Source organism: Duncaniella sp. (assembly GCF_029056165.1).
Lineage (GTDB): Bacteria > Bacteroidota > Bacteroidia > Bacteroidales > Muribaculaceae > Duncaniella.
In genome coordinates, this window is record NZ_JAIDBW010000003.1 from 13256 (window position 1) to 29542 (window position 16287).

Annotated in this window: 14 protein-coding genes; 11 read left to right on the top strand and 3 right to left on the bottom strand. The window is 51.2% G+C overall.

The genetic code is table 11. The annotated features are described in order from the left end of the window. Window positions 1-19: 19 nt before the first annotated feature. From K2G41_RS00310 to K2G41_RS00345, 8 genes are all read left to right on the top strand, one after another. Window positions 20-1552 (top strand): DUF6242 domain-containing protein, encoded by a 1533-nt coding sequence (locus K2G41_RS00310; RefSeq protein ID WP_300112767.1) that lies wholly within the window; start codon window positions 20-22, stop codon window positions 1550-1552. 58 nt (window positions 1553-1610) lie between these two features. After that, on the top strand, window positions 1611-2312 hold the full coding sequence (locus K2G41_RS00315) for a DUF6089 family protein (RefSeq protein ID WP_300112770.1): 702 nt from the start codon (window positions 1611-1613) through the stop codon (window positions 2310-2312). Between the two features lie 106 nt (window positions 2313-2418). Further along, window positions 2419-3156, top strand: coding sequence for an isoprenyl transferase (locus tag K2G41_RS00320; protein WP_300112773.1), 738 nt, complete (start codon window positions 2419-2421; stop codon window positions 3154-3156). A 51-nt stretch (window positions 3157-3207) separates the two neighbouring features. Beyond that, window positions 3208-5859, top strand: a complete 2652-nt coding sequence (locus K2G41_RS00325; protein ID WP_300112776.1) for a POTRA domain-containing protein — start codon at window positions 3208-3210, stop codon at window positions 5857-5859. Window positions 5860-5979: 120 nt separating this feature from the next. After that, a complete protein-coding gene (locus tag K2G41_RS00330) occupies window positions 5980-6495 on the top strand; it encodes an OmpH family outer membrane protein (protein ID WP_300112779.1) in 516 nt (171 codons plus the stop codon). Window positions 6496-6620: 125 nt separating this feature from the next. Next, window positions 6621-7115, top strand: coding sequence for an OmpH family outer membrane protein (locus K2G41_RS00335; RefSeq protein WP_300112782.1), 495 nt, complete (start codon window positions 6621-6623; stop codon window positions 7113-7115). A 167-nt stretch (window positions 7116-7282) separates the two neighbouring features. After that, window positions 7283-9238, top strand: coding sequence for an LptF/LptG family permease (locus K2G41_RS00340; protein WP_300112785.1), 1956 nt, complete (start codon window positions 7283-7285; stop codon window positions 9236-9238). Next, complete coding sequence (locus K2G41_RS00345) at window positions 9228-10451, top strand: bifunctional 3,4-dihydroxy-2-butanone-4-phosphate synthase/GTP cyclohydrolase II (RefSeq protein WP_300112789.1); 1224 nt, start codon at window positions 9228-9230, stop codon at window positions 10449-10451. The genes K2G41_RS00340 and K2G41_RS00345 overlap by 11 nt, the downstream gene beginning before the upstream one ends. 141 nt (window positions 10452-10592) lie before the next feature. Here K2G41_RS00345 and K2G41_RS00350 read toward each other — a convergent pair whose 3' ends face one another. The 3 genes from K2G41_RS00350 to K2G41_RS00360 all read right to left on the bottom strand — a co-directional run bounded on the left by K2G41_RS00350 (window position 10593) and on the right by K2G41_RS00360 (window position 13157). Further along, window positions 10593-11279: a metal ABC transporter ATP-binding protein gene (locus K2G41_RS00350; protein WP_300112793.1), complete on the bottom strand. Its 687-nt coding sequence runs from the start codon at window positions 11277-11279 to the stop codon at window positions 10593-10595. A gap of 38 nt (window positions 11280-11317) precedes the next feature. Continuing rightward, window positions 11318-12220: a zinc ABC transporter substrate-binding protein gene (locus tag K2G41_RS00355; protein WP_300112795.1), complete on the bottom strand. Its 903-nt coding sequence runs from the start codon at window positions 12218-12220 to the stop codon at window positions 11318-11320. A 76-nt stretch (window positions 12221-12296) separates the two neighbouring features. Further along, the gene (locus K2G41_RS00360; protein WP_300112797.1) at window positions 12297-13157 is read right to left on the bottom strand and encodes a hypothetical protein; all 861 of its coding nucleotides are present in this window, start codon (window positions 13155-13157) and stop codon (window positions 12297-12299) included. 261 nt (window positions 13158-13418) lie between these two features. On the opposite strand from K2G41_RS00360, the gene K2G41_RS00365 reads away from it, so the two are divergent. The 3 genes from K2G41_RS00365 to K2G41_RS00375 all read left to right on the top strand — a co-directional run bounded on the left by K2G41_RS00365 (window position 13419) and on the right by K2G41_RS00375 (window position 16273). Then, window positions 13419-14963, top strand: coding sequence for a glycine--tRNA ligase (locus K2G41_RS00365; protein WP_300112800.1), 1545 nt, complete (start codon window positions 13419-13421; stop codon window positions 14961-14963). Window positions 14964-15067: 104 nt separating this feature from the next. Beyond that, a complete protein-coding gene (locus tag K2G41_RS00370; protein ID WP_300112803.1) occupies window positions 15068-15649 on the top strand; it encodes a LemA family protein in 582 nt (193 codons plus the stop codon). A 60-nt stretch (window positions 15650-15709) separates the two neighbouring features. Continuing rightward, window positions 15710-16273 carry an FKBP-type peptidyl-prolyl cis-trans isomerase gene (locus K2G41_RS00375; protein ID WP_300112806.1) on the top strand — a complete coding sequence of 188 codons (564 nt, stop codon included), beginning with the start codon at window positions 15710-15712 and terminating at the stop codon, window positions 16271-16273. Window positions 16274-16287: the final 14 nt, after the last annotated feature.

The window sequence follows — 16287 nt, forward strand, 5'->3', positions numbered from 1 at the left end:
ACGGGTTTACAACCACATTATGACTAAAAAATTCCCTCTATACACACTGTTTAGCCTCATTCTCATGGGGTTAATCAGCGCATGTAACGAAGACTCCGAGAACTTTGTGGCTGATGGCGATTACAGCAACTGCACAGTCTCCTCGTTCAGTCTCGCAAAAGATGACAGCGTGCTGACAGGACTTGACTCAGTGTATTTTTCGATAGACCTTGTAAATGCCGTCATCTTCAATGCTGATTCCCTGCCCAAAGGCACGAAAACCGACAAACTGATCGTCAAAATCGGTACATCCTCGGCCCGCGGATGCGACCTCACTTTCCGCCGTTGCGATGTTCCCCGCGACACGACCATAAGCTACATCGACAGCCCCAACGACAGTATCAACTTCGCTGACGGACCTGTGAAGATGCTTATAACCTCCTACGACGGTCAGTCGAAACGCGAATACACCATAAAGGTCAACGTTCATCAGGTAGAAACCGACACCCTTTACTGGGACAAGGCTTCATGCCGCAAACTCCCCTCAGCCCTCTCTGCGCCTAAAGCTCAAAAAACCGTTGAGTTTCAAGGAAAGATCTACTGCCTCACCGCCACAGACGCTCAAGCATCAGTAGCCGTGACAGCCGACCCGTTTGCAAACAACTGGACTGATTCGTCGGCCACGCTCCCTGACGGAGCTGATGTAAGCAGCTTCACCGCCACAGCCGATGCCTTCTACATACTTGATTCCAACGGCACACTCTACAAATCGGCCGACGCTCTGACATGGGCGGCAACCGACTGCAAGATGAACTACATCTACGGTGGCTACGAATCCACCGTTCTCGGCGCACGCAAGGATGCCGACGGATGGAAACACCTCACCTACCCTGCTTCAAAGGAATCGGCTATACCGTCGGGATGTCCCGTAAGCGGCACAAGCCCTATGATGGTATATGAAACCAAATGGAGTGCATCACCCTTGGCCATGTTCGTCGGCGGATGTGACGCAAACGGAACTCTTGTTGGTTCTACATGGGCCTACGATGGAAACATCTGGGCCAAGATAAGCACCCGCGACATCGATGAGCGTGAAGGAGTGACCCTCATTCCCTATTTCGCTCTGCGTGTCAACAAGGCCACTTGGCGTGTGACCGAGCGCACAGTCCTTCTTGCAGTAGGCGGCAGATACGAGACATCGTCAGGCAATGTCGTGTCCAAGCAAGTCTATGCTTCCTACGATCAGGGTCTCAACTGGGAAGAGGCTTCGAGCTACCTGCAACTTCCCGATTATATTCCCGACTTTGCCGGAGCACAGGCCATCGTAGTCAACACTGAGCTGAACGAGAATACACCCCGTTCGACCGATGCTTGGACTTCATTCAGCGGTAACAATCTCCCCGTTTGGGCTAATCCGGTCCCGCTGACCCGTACAAGCCGTGTCAGTGCCCCGATCAACGAATGGGAATGCCCCTACATCTACCTGTTCGGTGGCGAAAGTGCCGACGGATCGCTCCACGACACAGTGTGGAGAGGTGTCATCCGTCGATTCACATTCAAACCGCTCTATTGAATCACCTCCTGATAGTTTGCCTTCTCTTCTCCATATATAATATAAGGTGTAAAGACTGATGAGATCTCTCCTCCGCATATTGACCGGCATCATAGCCATCATGACTGTCATGCCGTGCGCGCTGGCTCAGACGCAAGAGAGCGTCGAGACATACAAGTTTGACATCGGAGGTGGAATCGGAATGTCGGGCTATCTCGGAGACGCAAACGAAAGTTCGCTTTTCGCTCATCCCGGTGTGGCACTCAACGGCTCGTTCCGATACCTGATAAATACCCGTTGGGCAATCCGCGGAATGCTTACAGCGGCATCACTGAGCGGATCGACCGCCGACATGGACAACGTGCTTCCTGAAGGCAGGACATACGACTTCAGCTCGTGGGTCTATGATCTCGGCGGACGCGTAGAGTTCAACTTTTTCAATTACGGAATAGGTGAAAGCTATAAGCACCTCAGCCGTATTTCCCCCTACCTCAGTCTCGGTCTCGGACTGACCATGGCAGCCACCGAAGGCAAGAACTATGCGGCGATGAGCCTGCCGATGGGTTTCGGTGTGAAATATAAGCTCCGACCCAGAGTTAACCTCAGCCTTGAATTCTGCATGACCAAGGTGTTTGGAGACCACATCGACAGCTCGGAACTGAGCGATCTCTACCAGATCAAAAGCTCATTTCTCAAGAATACCGACTGGTATTCGACCCTAATGCTTAGCATCAGCTACGAATTCGGCAAGCGTTGCGTCACCTGTCACAGAATAGACTGACAGCAACTCCGGCCGGAAAGATATATATTAGAAAAGACATAACGATCAAACCAATCTCGGCGTCGAAGCCACCACAGTGGACCAGCGGCGTGACAGACTAAAAGATATGACTGAAGAATTAGATAAAAATAGCCTACCGCGCCACGTCGCCATAATCATGGACGGCAACGGACGCTGGGCCAAAGCTCGTGGCCTTGACCGCAGCGAGGGCCATGTCGAAGGTGTCAATACAGTGCGTAGGATCACTGAAATTGCTTCCGAACTCGGCATAGGCTATCTTACACTCTATACGTTCTCCACTGAAAACTGGAATCGTCCGCAGGCAGAGGTGGATGCCCTCATGCACCTCATAGTGATAGCTATCGAGCGTGAGACACCTGACCTTATCAAGAACAATGTGCGCCTTCAAATGATCGGCGATACCTCTCGCATGCCTCGCGAAGCTTACGAACGTCTCCAGCAGTGTATCGCCGACACCTCTCACGGCACCGGCCTTACCCTCATCCTTGCGATCAGCTACTCATCGCGCTGGGAAATCATGGAAGCCGCACGCCATTTCGCCGCCGATGTGGAAGCCGGTAAGCGCAAACCGGAGGACATGAATTCGGAAGAGGTCTTCAAGTCATATCTCACCACCGCTGATTACCCCGACCCCGACCTCCTCATCCGTACCGGAGGTGATCACCGCGTAAGCAACTTCCTGCTCTGGCAGATAGCCTACTCCGAGATATACGTGACCGATACATACTGGCCCGACTTCTCACGCGAGGATTTCATCCGTGCCCTCAAGGATTTCAAGGGGCGCGAACGCCGTTTCGGTCTCACTTCCGAGCAACTCAAATAAACATCAAGAAATCTCATCCCCTCCTATATCTCCCATCATAACGTTTGACCAATGCGTTTTAAATTAATCACATTCCTGCTCCTGATCTCGTCACTTTCAGTGCCCTTCGGCGTTTCGGCGCAGGCTCCGGCTGACACCATCTATAATCCCAACATACTCTTCACAGGCCTGCCTAAGACCTATGAGATAGCCGACATCCAAGTCAAGGGTGCGGACAACTATGAAGACTACATCATTGTCAACTACACCGGACTGAAGAAAGGTGACATCATCACCATTCCGGGTCCTGACATCACCGATGCCTCCAAACGCCTCTGGCGTCAGGGTCTGTTCTCAAAGGTGCAGGTCACTGTTGACAAGGTCGTAGGCGACAAGGTCTATCTGACACTCAACCTCCGTCAGCAGCCCAGAATCGGTGAGATCCGTTATCACGGAGTGAAAAAGGGCGAACAGAACGATCTTGACGAAGCCCTGCAGCTGCGCAAAGGCAATCAGATCACCCAGAACATCGTCAACCGTGCCGAACAGATCATCTCGAAATACTATTCAAACAAAGGCTTCGGCAATGCTACGGTAAAAATCAATCTTACCGATGACCTCTCGCATCCGAACGAAGTGTTCGTTGACATCAACGTCAATAAGAACGATAAAGTCAAGGTCCATAAGATCTACATCGACGGCAACGAGGTGCTGAGCGACAATCAGCTCCAGCGCGTCATGAAAAAGACCAATGAGAAAGGTAAACTGCTCAATCTCTTCCGCCAGAAGAAATTCGTGGAGAGTGACTACAACGATGACCTCGAACGAATCATTCAGAAATACAACGAAAAGGGCTACCGTGATGCTGCCATCGTAGCTGATTCGGTTGTTCCCTTTGATGAAAAGACAGTCGATGTATATATCACAGTCGATGAAGGAAAGAAATACTACATCAACGACATCTCTTGGGTAGGCAACACCATCTACCGCACTGATCTGCTCTCCAATGTACTCGGCATGGAGAAGGGTGACGTGTATAACCAGAAACTCCTTACCAAGCGCACGAAGGAGGATGACGATGCGATAGCCAACTATTACATGGACAACGGCTATCTCTTCTTCGACATCACCCCCATAGAGAAGAATGTCAAAGGTGACTCTATCGACCTTGAAATGCGTATTATCGAAGGTCCGCAGGCCCGCATCAACAACGTTATCATCAACGGTAACGACCGCCTCTACGAGAAGGTGATCCGTCGTGAGCTCTTCGTTCGTCCGGGTGAGCTTTTCAGCAAGAGCGACCTCATGCGTTCGGCCCGTGAAATCGCGCAGACCGGTCACTTCGACCCTGAAACAATGGATATCCGTCCCGAACCGAATCAGGAGGACGGAACAGTCGATATCCTCTTCAACCTCGAATCAAAATCAAACGACCAGTTTGAATTCTCGATGGGCTGGGGCCAGACCGGTATCATCGGAAAAGTGGCCATCAAGTTCACCAACTTCTCCATCAAGAACCTTTTCTATCCCAACAGCTACCGTGGCATCGTCCCGCAGGGCGACGGTCAGCAGCTCACCATCTCTGCACAGACCAATGCCCGCTACTATCAGGCTTACAGCATCTCGTTCCTCGATCCGTGGTTCGGCGGTAAGCGACCCAACTCACTCTCCGTATCGGCCTACTACAGCCGCCAGACAGGTGTGAACTCGTCGTACTACAACCGTAACTACATGAACAGCTACCTGTACTCCTACAGCGGTCTCTACAACACCGGCTACGGTTACAACGACTACTACCAGAACTCCTACGAGAACGCATATGACCCCAACAAGTTCCTCCAGATGCTCGGTGTGTCCGTCGGCTTCGGAAAGCGTCTCAACTGGCCTGACAACTACTTTACGTTCCAAGCTGAACTCGGTTACAACTGGTATTACCTAAAAAACTGGGAATATCTGTTCGATATGCAGAACGGTACGTCAAACGCCCTCACTCTCGGCCTGACGCTCGCTCGTAACTCAATAGACAATCCTCTCTACACCCGTAGCGGATCGACATTCTCACTCAACCTCCAGATGACTCCTCCCGCGTCGCTCTTCGGTAAGAAGAACTGGGGTAAACTTTACAACACGGCCAACAGCTCTACGGCTTCCACCGCCCAGATCGAAGAAGCCCGTAAGGAACTCTACCGTTGGATCGAATACTGGAAACTCCGCTTCAAATCGCGTACCTACACTCCCCTTACCGATCCTGAGGGCAAATACACTCTCGTGTTCATGACCCGTGCCGACATGGGTCTGCTCGGTAGCTACAACAAGTATCTCAAATCACCGTTCGAGACATTCTATGTCGGTGGTGACGGTATGTCGGGTTCTTACACCTACGCACAGGAAACCATCGCACTCCGTGGTTATGACAACGGACAGCTGACTCCCTACTACCGCAGTGGTTATGCCTACACCCGTTTCGGCATGGAGCTCCACTTCCCCTTCATGCTCCAGCCGACGACTACCATCTATGGTTTGACCTTCATCGAAGGCGGTAATGCTTGGACCTCGGTCAAGAACTTCTCGCCCTTCGATCTCAAGCGCAGTGCAGGAGCAGGTATCCGCATCTATCTCCCGATGATCGGTATGATGGGTATCGACTGGGCCTACGGTTTCGACCGCGTGTTCGGAACGAAGGGTGGCTCACACTTCCACTTCATCCTCGGTCAGGAATTCTGATCCCTGACCGACTTCCAGCGGGATGATAAGGCTTTATCCTGACGCGGATTAAACTTTTCACCCGCTGATGCGTCTATAATTATAGCAACTTTCCCCAACACATTTAACACCGCCGAAGGTATGAAAAAAATTTTCCTGACATTAGCACTCATCGTCGCTTGCTTCGCAGGAGCTTCAGCTCAGAAGTTCGCACTTGTCGATATGGACTATATCCTCTCGAATGTTCCCGCCTACGAGATGGCTAACGAACAGCTCAACCAGATCTCGCAGCGATGGCAGAAAGAGGTCGAGGCTGTGGCAAAAGAAGCCGAGACGCTCTATAAGAACTATCAGAACGAAATGGTCTTTCTGACCGACGAACAGAAAAAGAAAAAAGAGGAGGAAATCGTAGGCAAGGAGAAAAAGGCCGCCGAACTCCGCCAGAAATATTTCGGACCTGAAGGAGAGCTCTACAAGAAACGTCAGACTCTCATGAAACCGATTCAGGACGATGTCTATAACGCCGTCAAAAAGGTCTCCGAGGAGCGTGGCTACCAGTGTATCTTTGATCGTGCATCGTCCGCCGACATCATATTTGCCTCTCCGCGTATCGACGTGTCCAACGAGGTGCTCGAAAAGTTAGGTTATTCCAAATAAAATCCCTAACTTTGCACCACTCACGCGTTAAGTGAGTTTCCCCTACGGTCGTCATTCGTTCCACGGCCGCAGATCTTCACGAACAGAAACTTAATTATTTAAAATAAATTTTCCAAAATACAACGATGATCAAGAAACTTTTACTCGCAATCATGATTGCGTTCCCCATGAGCCTCTTCGCACAGAAATTCGGTGTCATCAACACCACAGAGCTCATCGAGTCACTCCCCGAAGTAAAGACTGTCAACGAGCAGATGCAGGCAGCTACAAAGAAATACGAGGACGAATTCACCAAACTTCAGGAAGAATTCAACAAGAAATATCAGGAATTTCAGGCTCTCGAAGCTTCTACCCCTGAAACAATAAAGGAACGCCGCACTCAGGAGCTTCAGGAAATCGACACCAAGATCCAGCGTTTCCGCGAAACCGCACAGCAGGATCTCCAGCGTCAGAACCAGCAGCTCATGGCTCCCGTTCAGGAAAAGGTTGTCAAGGCTATCCAGTCAGTAGGTGCTGAAGGAAACTACACCTTCATCTTCGAGAACGTAATGCCTCTCTACTCCGGATCAGACGTCACCGATGTCACTCCCCTTGTGAAAGCCGCTCTCGGCATCAAGTAAGCAGACATCCTGATCACTGAACAGGAATCCACTGCGATCCAACGATAAAACCCGCCCGCCATGTCGTGTCCGCACTACGCGGGTCGAATGGCGGGCGGTTGACTTATCGAATGTAACTCCTTACCGTCAAACACCGTCACTCACCCCCCAACACAACGCCCACAACTATGTTTCGAATCAAACGCATGGACATCTTCATCCTCCAGAGTTTCGTCCCTCTGTTCATGATGACGTTCTGCATCTGTCTGTTCATAGTGCTCATGCAGTTCCTGTGGCGTTACATCGACGAACTTGTCGGCAAGGGACTCGGTATAGATGTCATCGGCGAACTTTTCTTCTATGCCGCGCTGACCATGATCCCGATGGCACTCCCGCTTGCCATACTGCTCGCCTCGCTTATGACTTTCGGCAACCTTGGCGAACAGTTCGAGCTGACGGCCATGAAAGCTTCAGGTATCTCGCTCCTCCGCACCATGATGCCGCTCATTGTCCTGATGGTATTCATCGCCACCGGCGCATTCTTTTTCCAGAACGATGTCCTGCCCGTAGCGCAGACCAAGATGTGGACTCTGCTCTACTCCATGAGGCAGAAATCGCCCGAACTGGAGATCCCCGAAGGAGTTTTCTATGACCAGATCCCCGGCTACAACCTCTTCGTGCAGGAAAAGAACCGCGAGACCGGTGTGCTCTATGACATGATGATCTACGATGTATCGAAAGGCTTCGAGAACTCATCGATCATTCTCGCAGACTCCGGTAAATTATCCATCACGCCTGACAAAACACACCTGTTCCTACGTCTGTGGAACGGAGAATCGTTTGAAAACCTCAAGGATGCAGGTGCGGGAAATATGAAGAACGTCCCCTACCGACGCGAATCATTCACCGACAAGGAGATCATGCTCAAATTCGACTCCAACTTCAACCGAATGGACGAGCAGGGTATGCGTAACCAGTACGTCGGAAAGAACATGGCCGAACTTCAGGCCACAATCGACTCCGTTACCGTCCGCGTGGATTCTCTCGGCTCAATCTACAGCACGGCCCTCCGTGAATATCCTTACCTCGGCTACAGAGCATACCGCACCACGCAGTCCGACAGCGGAAAAATGGTGAATGAGCGCAAACCCAACGTGATTGTCAAGCAGCCGCTCAATGTTGATTCACTTCTGAGAGGCTCATCATCCGGAGAGCGTCTCAGCTATCTCAATCAAGGTCTGGCAAAGGCCAACCGCATGCGTCAGGAATATGAATACAAGAGCATAACATTGGCGGACGACCTCAAGACAATCCGTCGTCACGCCATCGAACTGCAGAAGAAGTTCACCCTCTCATTCGCCTGCATCATATTCTTTTTTATCGGTGCACCGCTCGGTGCGATCATCCGCAAAGGTGGTCTCGGCACACCGCTCGTAATCTCGGTGTTCCTGTTCATCTTCTACTATATCATAGATAATATGGGCTACAAGATGGCCCGCGACGGAAAGTGGGAGGTATGGCAGGGCATGTGGCTCAGTGCCGCCGTGCTTCTTCCAATGGGTATCTTTTTCACTTACAAGGCTGTCAATGACTCCGCAGTGTTCAACAAGGATGCCTATCTCAACTTCTTCCGCAAATTCTTCGGCGTCAGCGAAGTGCGTCATGTAGAGATGAAAGAACTCGTGATGGAGGACGTCAACCCGTCGGTGGCCGTCAAGCGTCTCGAAGCTTTGAAGCTTGAAGTGGCGACCTATCTGGAGAATAATCCTCCCAAGCAGAACTACCGCGACTACTGGCTTCGCGGTTATGACCGCGACGAACTCCACCGTCTGCGCGACACCATCGAGGGAGATGTGGAGTATCTCTCCAACTCACGTGAGAAAATGGTGGTGCTCAAACTTATGGATCTCCCCATACTCCGCAGCCTTTGGTTCCAGCAGCCCTCCACCAAGCCGTGGCTCTCATGGTCCATGATGGTGCTCTTCCCGATCGGCCTGCCCGTATGGTACTACGGGCGCAAGACTCAGATGCGCCTGCGCGACGAGTTGAAGACAGTCAGCAAAGTCTCCGATCAGCTTATCGACCTGATCTCACCCATGATCACCAATTCAAACGAAAATACACCCCATACTGATGGAAAATAATATAAAGTTAGACAGTATAGAAGAAGCCATCGCTGATTTCCGCGAGGGTAAATTCGTGATTGTAGTCGATGACGAGGACCGTGAAAATGAAGGTGACCTCATCATCGCCGCAGAAAAAATCACGCCTGACGATATTAACTTCATGCTCACAAACGCACGCGGAGAGCTCTGCGCGCCCATAACCATATCACGTTGCCGTGAACTCGGCCTGAACCATCAGGTGGAAGCCAACACTTCCATGCTCGGCACGCCGTTCACCGTGACAGTCGATCTGCTCCCCGGATGCACCACAGGCGTGTCAGCCCACGACCGCGCCGCCACCATCCGTGCGCTTGCTGATCCGGCCACCACTTCTGAAATGTTCGGCCGACCCGGCCACGTCCACCCGCTCTATGCTCAGGATGCAGGTGTGCTTGCCCGCGCAGGCCACACCGAGGCTGCCATCGACCTTGCACGCCTCGCCGGCCTGCAACCCGCAGCCTCGCTTATCGAGATCCTGAACGAGGACGGAACTATGGCCCGTCTGCCACAACTGCGCAAGAAAGCCGACGAATGGGGACTGAAACTGATCTCCATACGCGACCTCATCGCCTATCGTCTGCGTAGTGAATCACTGGTGGAGGAGGGTGTGGAAGTGGATATGCCTACCGCCTACGGTCATTTCCGCCTCATCCCATTCCGTCAGAAAAGCAACGGACTCGAACACATCGCTCTCATCAAGGGAGATATCAGCGATGATGAGCCCGTGCTCGTCCGCGTGCATTCATCTTGTGCTACGGGCGATATTTTCGGATCGATGCGCTGTGACTGCGGCGAGCAGCTACATAAGGCCATGGAACTGATCGACAAAGAAGGACGCGGTGCCATAGTCTATCTCAATCAGGAAGGACGCGGCATCGGCCTCATGGAAAAAATAAAGGCTTATAAGCTTCAGGAAGAGGGAATGGATACCGTCGATGCCAACCTCCACCTCGGTCACAAGGCCGATGAGCGTGACTACGGTGTCGGAGCGTCCATTCTGCATCTGCTCGGTATCCGTAAGATGCGCCTTATCACCAACAATCCCGTCAAGCGTATTGGTCTTGAGGGCTACGGACTTGAGGTCGTTGATAATGTCGGTATCGAGATAGCTCCCAACCGCTACAATCTACGCTACATGCTCACCAAACAGCAGCGCATGGGTCATACCACGCATGTCAAAAGTGGTGAGTAGTACAGAGTATAGAGTATAAAGTATAGAGTATAGATAATACGTTTAGATTTTGCAGGCGAAAAAATTCACTGCAAACAGTAAACCTAAACGTATTATCTATACTCTATACTTTATACTCTATACTACTTTCTAAATTCCCCCCTAAATTTCCCCCTCACACTCGTAGTGGACGTGATGATGGGCGGAATGACATTCGGTCAACGTATGGTCAATGATCAGATGCCTGTTTGCCATACCTGCGATGGTTGACATCTCATGCGACACGAGCAGCAGTGTAGTTGTCTTGGATAGCTCGGCCACGAGATCATAGATATAATGTTCGAAACGCTTATCCACATAACTGAGAGGCTCGTCGAGCACGAGTACACGCGGACGCGAGATGATGGCACGTCCGAGGAGCGCGCGCTGAAGCTGTCCGCCCGACAGTTCGCCTATCCCTGCAGTGGCGTGGCTTTCAAGTCCCATCTGACGCGTCACCTCCGCAACTCTCGCGGCAATTTCGGCTTTTGACAGACGTTCGCCGATAAGCCCCGACGCAATCACCTCCTCCACACTGATCGGAAACTTGGAATCGATCAGATTCTTCTGCGGAAGATAGCCTATGGAAAGCTCGTTGACAGGCACACCGTCATAATAATATGTCACCGTGCCATCCGAAGGTTTCAGCAGACGCAGGAGTATCCTCAGCAGAGTGGTCTTACCTCCGCCGTTAGGACCTGTGATAGCCACGAAATCCCCTTTCCGGACATCGAAATTTATATCCTTGAGCACTTCTTTATTATCCCAACGCTTACATATATTGCGTAGTGATATGATGGTTTCCGACATTCTGCCTGCGGGTTATTTATATTCTGATTATATGTGTTTTAATGCTTGCTCTCCTTTGTGCTGTCGGCAGTCGCAGCTATGGCATCGGCGATGGCCGTTATCTCCTTCTCCCAGTCGTAGGCAAGCGGATTGATGTTGACCTTCTCCACATCAAGCTGTGAGCCCAGAGCCTCGGCCTGACGGCTATCGAGATCCTTCTGGTAGAAAAATATCTTCACATCGTGCTCGGCGGCATGATCGATCACATCCTTCAGCGCGCCCATAGCCACCTCCTTGTTGTCGGCATTTCCGGCAGGAATCTGCTCCAGACCGTAGTCACGCGCGAAATAGCTCAGCGAAGGATGCCAAACCATGAAAGCCTCACCCCTATGGGGGGCGAGCTTAGAGACAATGGCCGTGTCGAGCGAATCAAGCCGGGCGGCAAACCGCTCATAGTTACGGCGGTAATATTCGGAATTGTCAGGATCAATCTTAGTCATGGCATTGAACATGTTTCCGGCAATGATCTTCACGTTTTTGACCGAAGTCCATGTGTGAGGGTCGATCACATCATGAGTCACACCGCCATGACTGTGAGTACCGGTCACAGGAACTACGCCGAGCGACGTGTTGAAGATCGGCAGATCCGGATGCTCGCCGTGTACTTTGTCGAGGATAGCAGCCTCAAATCCTATATTGCCCATGCGCAGGAAGCCGATGGACTTTGTGAGATTCATTATGTGGTTGACCGTCGGGTCGAATGTCTCCGGATTCGCTCCGTTGGCTATCAATGTTCTCACCTCCACGCGGTCACCCGTGATCTGTTCAAGCAGATACTTCTGCGGTTCGATGCTGACGGTCACTATCGGCTTGTCGTGAGCCGGGGCTGTACACGCCGCAAGCACTCCGAGCCAAGCGGCAAAAGTGATGATAACAGGAAGAATAAATATATTGGATTTCATTGCTATTGCATAAATTTTTGCAAATATAAGCAATTTTTAGCAATTTTCCTTTATTTTGTTAATAAAATTTTTGATTTCAACCTTTCTCCCACTGCGCGTCGAAGGCTTTGCGGGTGAGGAAGTCGTATGCGTGCCAGTTTATGTCGCCGAATTCTCCTGAAAAAAGCTCATAGCCATCCTTCTTCGGTTCAGCCGAAGAAAGATGGATCACGCTGCCATCAGCCTTGACAACGATCTCCCTGATCGCCCTGTCTCCATGAAAATGGAAGTAATGGATTTCACCATCTGTCTTTACGACACTTTCTGCCGTATCTCCATAGACGTGATAATAACTTAGGTTTGTATAACTCTCAGCTCTTTTGAGATTCAATGCAGTAAAGCTTTCAGTCTCAGGCCACGGTTTCCGCTTAACCTCAGCATAAAAAAATGATGACCCTATGACATAGCCATATTTCATACGTTCAATAATCGAACTTCGCGGATGCACTCCATCATACTCTATACATCCTTTTAAATAGTCAGGAAGTTTCCCGATGTCTTTAGATGGCTCATTGAAACGTCTGACAAACCAATGATCGAATGGATTGACATAGTATGTCTCCAATGTTCCATCGGGAGATATCATATATCTTGGATCTCCAAAAATTAAATTGCATAATTGTTCCTGATTCAAGATAGGTGCTTTCCCGACCTTGTACCAAGCTCCTAATTTTGTTCCTACTTGGATATATGTAAGAGTATGGAAACCTATCTCACCATTGATAACATCCGTCAAATCCGGATTGGCATCAAGCGGGTATTTCTTTCTAAACACCCTGATCAATGCTCCTCCAAGCATAAAGGAGTCTTTCCCCACATATTGGAAATAGCACTTATACTCATTATCTATCTCCGCACAGAAGATATCCCCTATACGCGTTACTGTTCGCTTTGCCATAAATTATACAGTGGTATTAAATTTAGAGGTCATCATAATCGCTTAATAGCCAATCTGGAATAATTCCCCTGCAAGGTAGTGATAAATTCTTGTTTTGCCAAAAGGGAGGGGTGTTTTTGTTAATTTTCAGCATGTTTGCGGCGTGATGCGGGTCAAGGATGGTGCAATTCGGATTTTTTTATTACCTTTGCAACTTGTAATTACAATATTACCCGCGATTTATAAACAAGTAACATAATCATTTCCATAACATAACCGAAAATGGCAACCCAAGACGACGTTTTCAAGAAAATAGTAAGCCATGCCAAGGAATATGGCTTCGTGTTTCAATCGAGCGAGATTTACGATGGCCTCTCAGCCGTCTATGACTACGGTCAGAACGGCGTGGAGCTCAAAAACAATATCAAGCGTTACTGGTGGGATTCGATGACACTCCTCCACGAGAACATCGTGGGCATCGACTCCGCCATCTTCATGCACCCCACCATCTGGAAGGCTTCGGGTCACGTGGATGCATTCAACGATCCCCTGATTGACAACAAGGATTCAAAGAAACGTTACCGTGCCGACGTGCTCATCGAGGAGCAGATCGCCAAGATCGAGGATAAGATCGAGAAGGAAGTGGCCAAGGCCGCAAAACGATTCGGCGAGAGCTTTGACGAGGCAATGTTCCGCCAGACCAATCCCCGCGTGCTCGAACACGCCGCCAAGCGCGATGCCCTCCACGAACGCTTTGCAAAGGCTATGAATGACAGCGATCTCGACGAGCTCCGTCAGATCATCATCGACGAAGAGATCGTCTGCCCCATCTCCGGCACTAAAAACTGGACGGAAGTCCGTCAGTTCAACCTCATGTTCAAGACCGAAATGGGATCGACTGCCGACGGCGCGATGACGGTATATCTCCGTCCCGAAACCGCTCAGGGTATCTTCGTCAACTATCTCAACGTCCAGAAGACAGGCCGCATGCGCATCCCCTTCGGCATCGCACAGATCGGCAAGGCGTTCCGCAACGAGATCGTGGCCCGTCAGTTCATCTTCCGTATGCGCGAGTTCGAGCAGATGGAGATGCAGTTCTTCGTTCGCCCCGGTTCGGAAATGGAATGGTTCAACCGCTGGAAAGAGTTCCGTCTGCGCTGGCACAAGGCTCTCGGCCTCGGCGACGAGAAGTATCGCTACCACGACCACGAGAAGCTGGCCCACTATGCCAACGCCGCTACCGACATCGAATTCCAGATGCCTTTCGGATTCAAGGAAGTCGAGGGTATCCACTCACGTACCAATTTCGACCTCTCGCAGCATGAGAAATTCTCAGGAAAGAAGATCCAGTACTTCGATCCCGAACTCAACGAGAGCTACACCCCCTACGTCATCGAGACCTCGATCGGTGTCGATCGTATGTTCCTCAGCGTCCTCTGCTCGTCATACGAAGAGCAGGAACTCGAAGGTGGCGACAAACGCGTCGTGCTCCATCTTCCCGCAGCACTCGCCCCGGTGAAATGCGCGGTGATGCCCCTCGTCCGCAAGGATGGTCTGCCCGACAAGGCACGCGAGATCGTCAACGAACTCAAATTCGACTTCGCCACTCACTATGAGGAGAAGGACTCGATCGGTAAGCGTTACCGCCGTCAGGATGCCATCGGTACACCCTTCTGCATCACTGTCGATCACCAGACTCTTGAGGACAACACCGTCACTCTCCGCGAGCGCGACTCTATGGAGCAGAAGCGCGTGAAAGTGGAGGATCTCCACAAGCTCATCCACAATGCAGTGTCGCTCAACGCACTCCTCCGCAAGCTTGCTTAACGAACTTAACTCACGGTCCTGTAGAGGGACGCGGCAAAACCCCACGTCCCTCTACGGATCATATATCATTCTCCCCCCACCGTTAACAACTCCCTCCCACTAAAATGAAACACTACTTCAAACTCCTCCTCATCGTCACTTTCCTGATCCCGATGCTCTCGTCGTGTAACTACAACTCACTCGTCGAGAAGAAGCAGGGTGTCGAGCAATCATGGGCCGAAGTCCAGAACCAGTACCAGCGTCGTGCCGACCTCATCCCCAATCTCGTGGCCACTGTCAAGGGCTATGCTACACACGAGAGCGAGACTCTCGAAAAAGTGACGCAGGCACGCGCGGCGGCAACTTCAGTCAACATCAATGCCGATGACCTCAACGAGGAAACCCTCGCCAAGTTCCAAGCCGCTCAGAATGAACTGACAGGTGCTCTAAAATCACTCCTCGCCGTCACCGAAGCATATCCCGACCTGAAGGCCAACGAAAATTTCCGCGATCTGCAGGTACAGCTCGAAGGAACGGAAAACCGCATAGCAACCGCACGCGGACGCTACACTCAGATCGTGGCCGACTACAATACTTCGATCAAGAAATTCCCCACCAATATCTACGCCGGATGGTTCGGCTTCGAATCACAGCCGCAGTTCAAGGCCGACGAATCGGCTCAGCGCGCTCCCGAAGTGAAATTCTGATCCTTTCAGACGGCAGCCCTGAAAAGAACATATCAAACCAACGGTCCTAAACACCAATTCATGTCAAAATTCAGACTTCTATTCACTCTCTTCATCCTCACGAGTATCGGAGGCATGCTGACCACGTCGTGCAACGACGACAACACGTGGGACGACTACAAGGAGTGGCGCGTAGCCAACGAAGAGTTCTTCGATGAGCAGCACTTCCTGATGGAGGACGGTAAAAACGTCTATCAGACCGTCACTCCCGCATGGAATTCGGGTGCGACCATCCTCATGCGCTATCTCAACGACCGCAAGCTGACCGAGGGCAATCTCTCGCCGATGCTCACCTCAACGGTGGATGTCAAATATATCGGCCGCCTATACAACGGCGTAGCCTTCGACTCGTCATACCGTAACACAGCCTCCTACGGCGACAGCCTCTTCCGCACGACTCCCGGCTCTGTCATACAAGGCTGGACCATCGCACTCATGGACATGCGCGTAGGCGACAGTGCCCGCATCGTCATCCCCTACGTGCTCGGCTACGGTGCGTCAGGTTCCGGAAGCATCAGCCCCTACTCCACCCTCGTGTTTGACGTGAAGCTCGTCGATATACCTTATTACGAAGTGCGTCCCTGATCCATAACGGGATT

What these genes read in the sequence shown, in the direction of transcription:
- K2G41_RS00370 (WP_300112803.1), top strand. Translation starts at nt 15,068, where the DNA reads ATGAAACACTACTTCAAACTCCTCCTCATCGTCACTTTCCTGATCCCG.
- K2G41_RS00315 (WP_300112770.1), top strand. Translation starts at nt 1,611, where the DNA reads ATGAGATCTCTCCTCCGCATATTGACCGGCATCATAGCCATCATGACT.
- K2G41_RS00355 (WP_300112795.1), bottom strand. Translation starts at nt 12,220, where the DNA reads ATGAAATCCAATATATTTATTCTTCCTGTTATCATCACTTTTGCCGCT.
- K2G41_RS00310 (WP_300112767.1), top strand. Translation starts at nt 20, where the DNA reads ATGACTAAAAAATTCCCTCTATACACACTGTTTAGCCTCATTCTCATG.
- K2G41_RS00340 (WP_300112785.1), top strand. Translation starts at nt 7,283, where the DNA reads ATGTTTCGAATCAAACGCATGGACATCTTCATCCTCCAGAGTTTCGTC.
- K2G41_RS00345 (WP_300112789.1), top strand. Translation starts at nt 9,228, where the DNA reads ATGGAAAATAATATAAAGTTAGACAGTATAGAAGAAGCCATCGCTGAT.
- K2G41_RS00365 (WP_300112800.1), top strand. Translation starts at nt 13,419, where the DNA reads ATGGCAACCCAAGACGACGTTTTCAAGAAAATAGTAAGCCATGCCAAG.
- K2G41_RS00350 (WP_300112793.1), bottom strand. Translation starts at nt 11,279, where the DNA reads ATGTCGGAAACCATCATATCACTACGCAATATATGTAAGCGTTGGGAT.
- K2G41_RS00320 (WP_300112773.1), top strand. Translation starts at nt 2,419, where the DNA reads ATGACTGAAGAATTAGATAAAAATAGCCTACCGCGCCACGTCGCCATA.
- K2G41_RS00360 (WP_300112797.1), bottom strand. Translation starts at nt 13,157, where the DNA reads ATGGCAAAGCGAACAGTAACGCGTATAGGGGATATCTTCTGTGCGGAG.
- K2G41_RS00375 (WP_300112806.1), top strand. Translation starts at nt 15,710, where the DNA reads ATGTCAAAATTCAGACTTCTATTCACTCTCTTCATCCTCACGAGTATC.
- K2G41_RS00325 (WP_300112776.1), top strand. Translation starts at nt 3,208, where the DNA reads ATGCGTTTTAAATTAATCACATTCCTGCTCCTGATCTCGTCACTTTCA.
- K2G41_RS00335 (WP_300112782.1), top strand. Translation starts at nt 6,621, where the DNA reads ATGATCAAGAAACTTTTACTCGCAATCATGATTGCGTTCCCCATGAGC.
- K2G41_RS00330 (WP_300112779.1), top strand. Translation starts at nt 5,980, where the DNA reads ATGAAAAAAATTTTCCTGACATTAGCACTCATCGTCGCTTGCTTCGCA.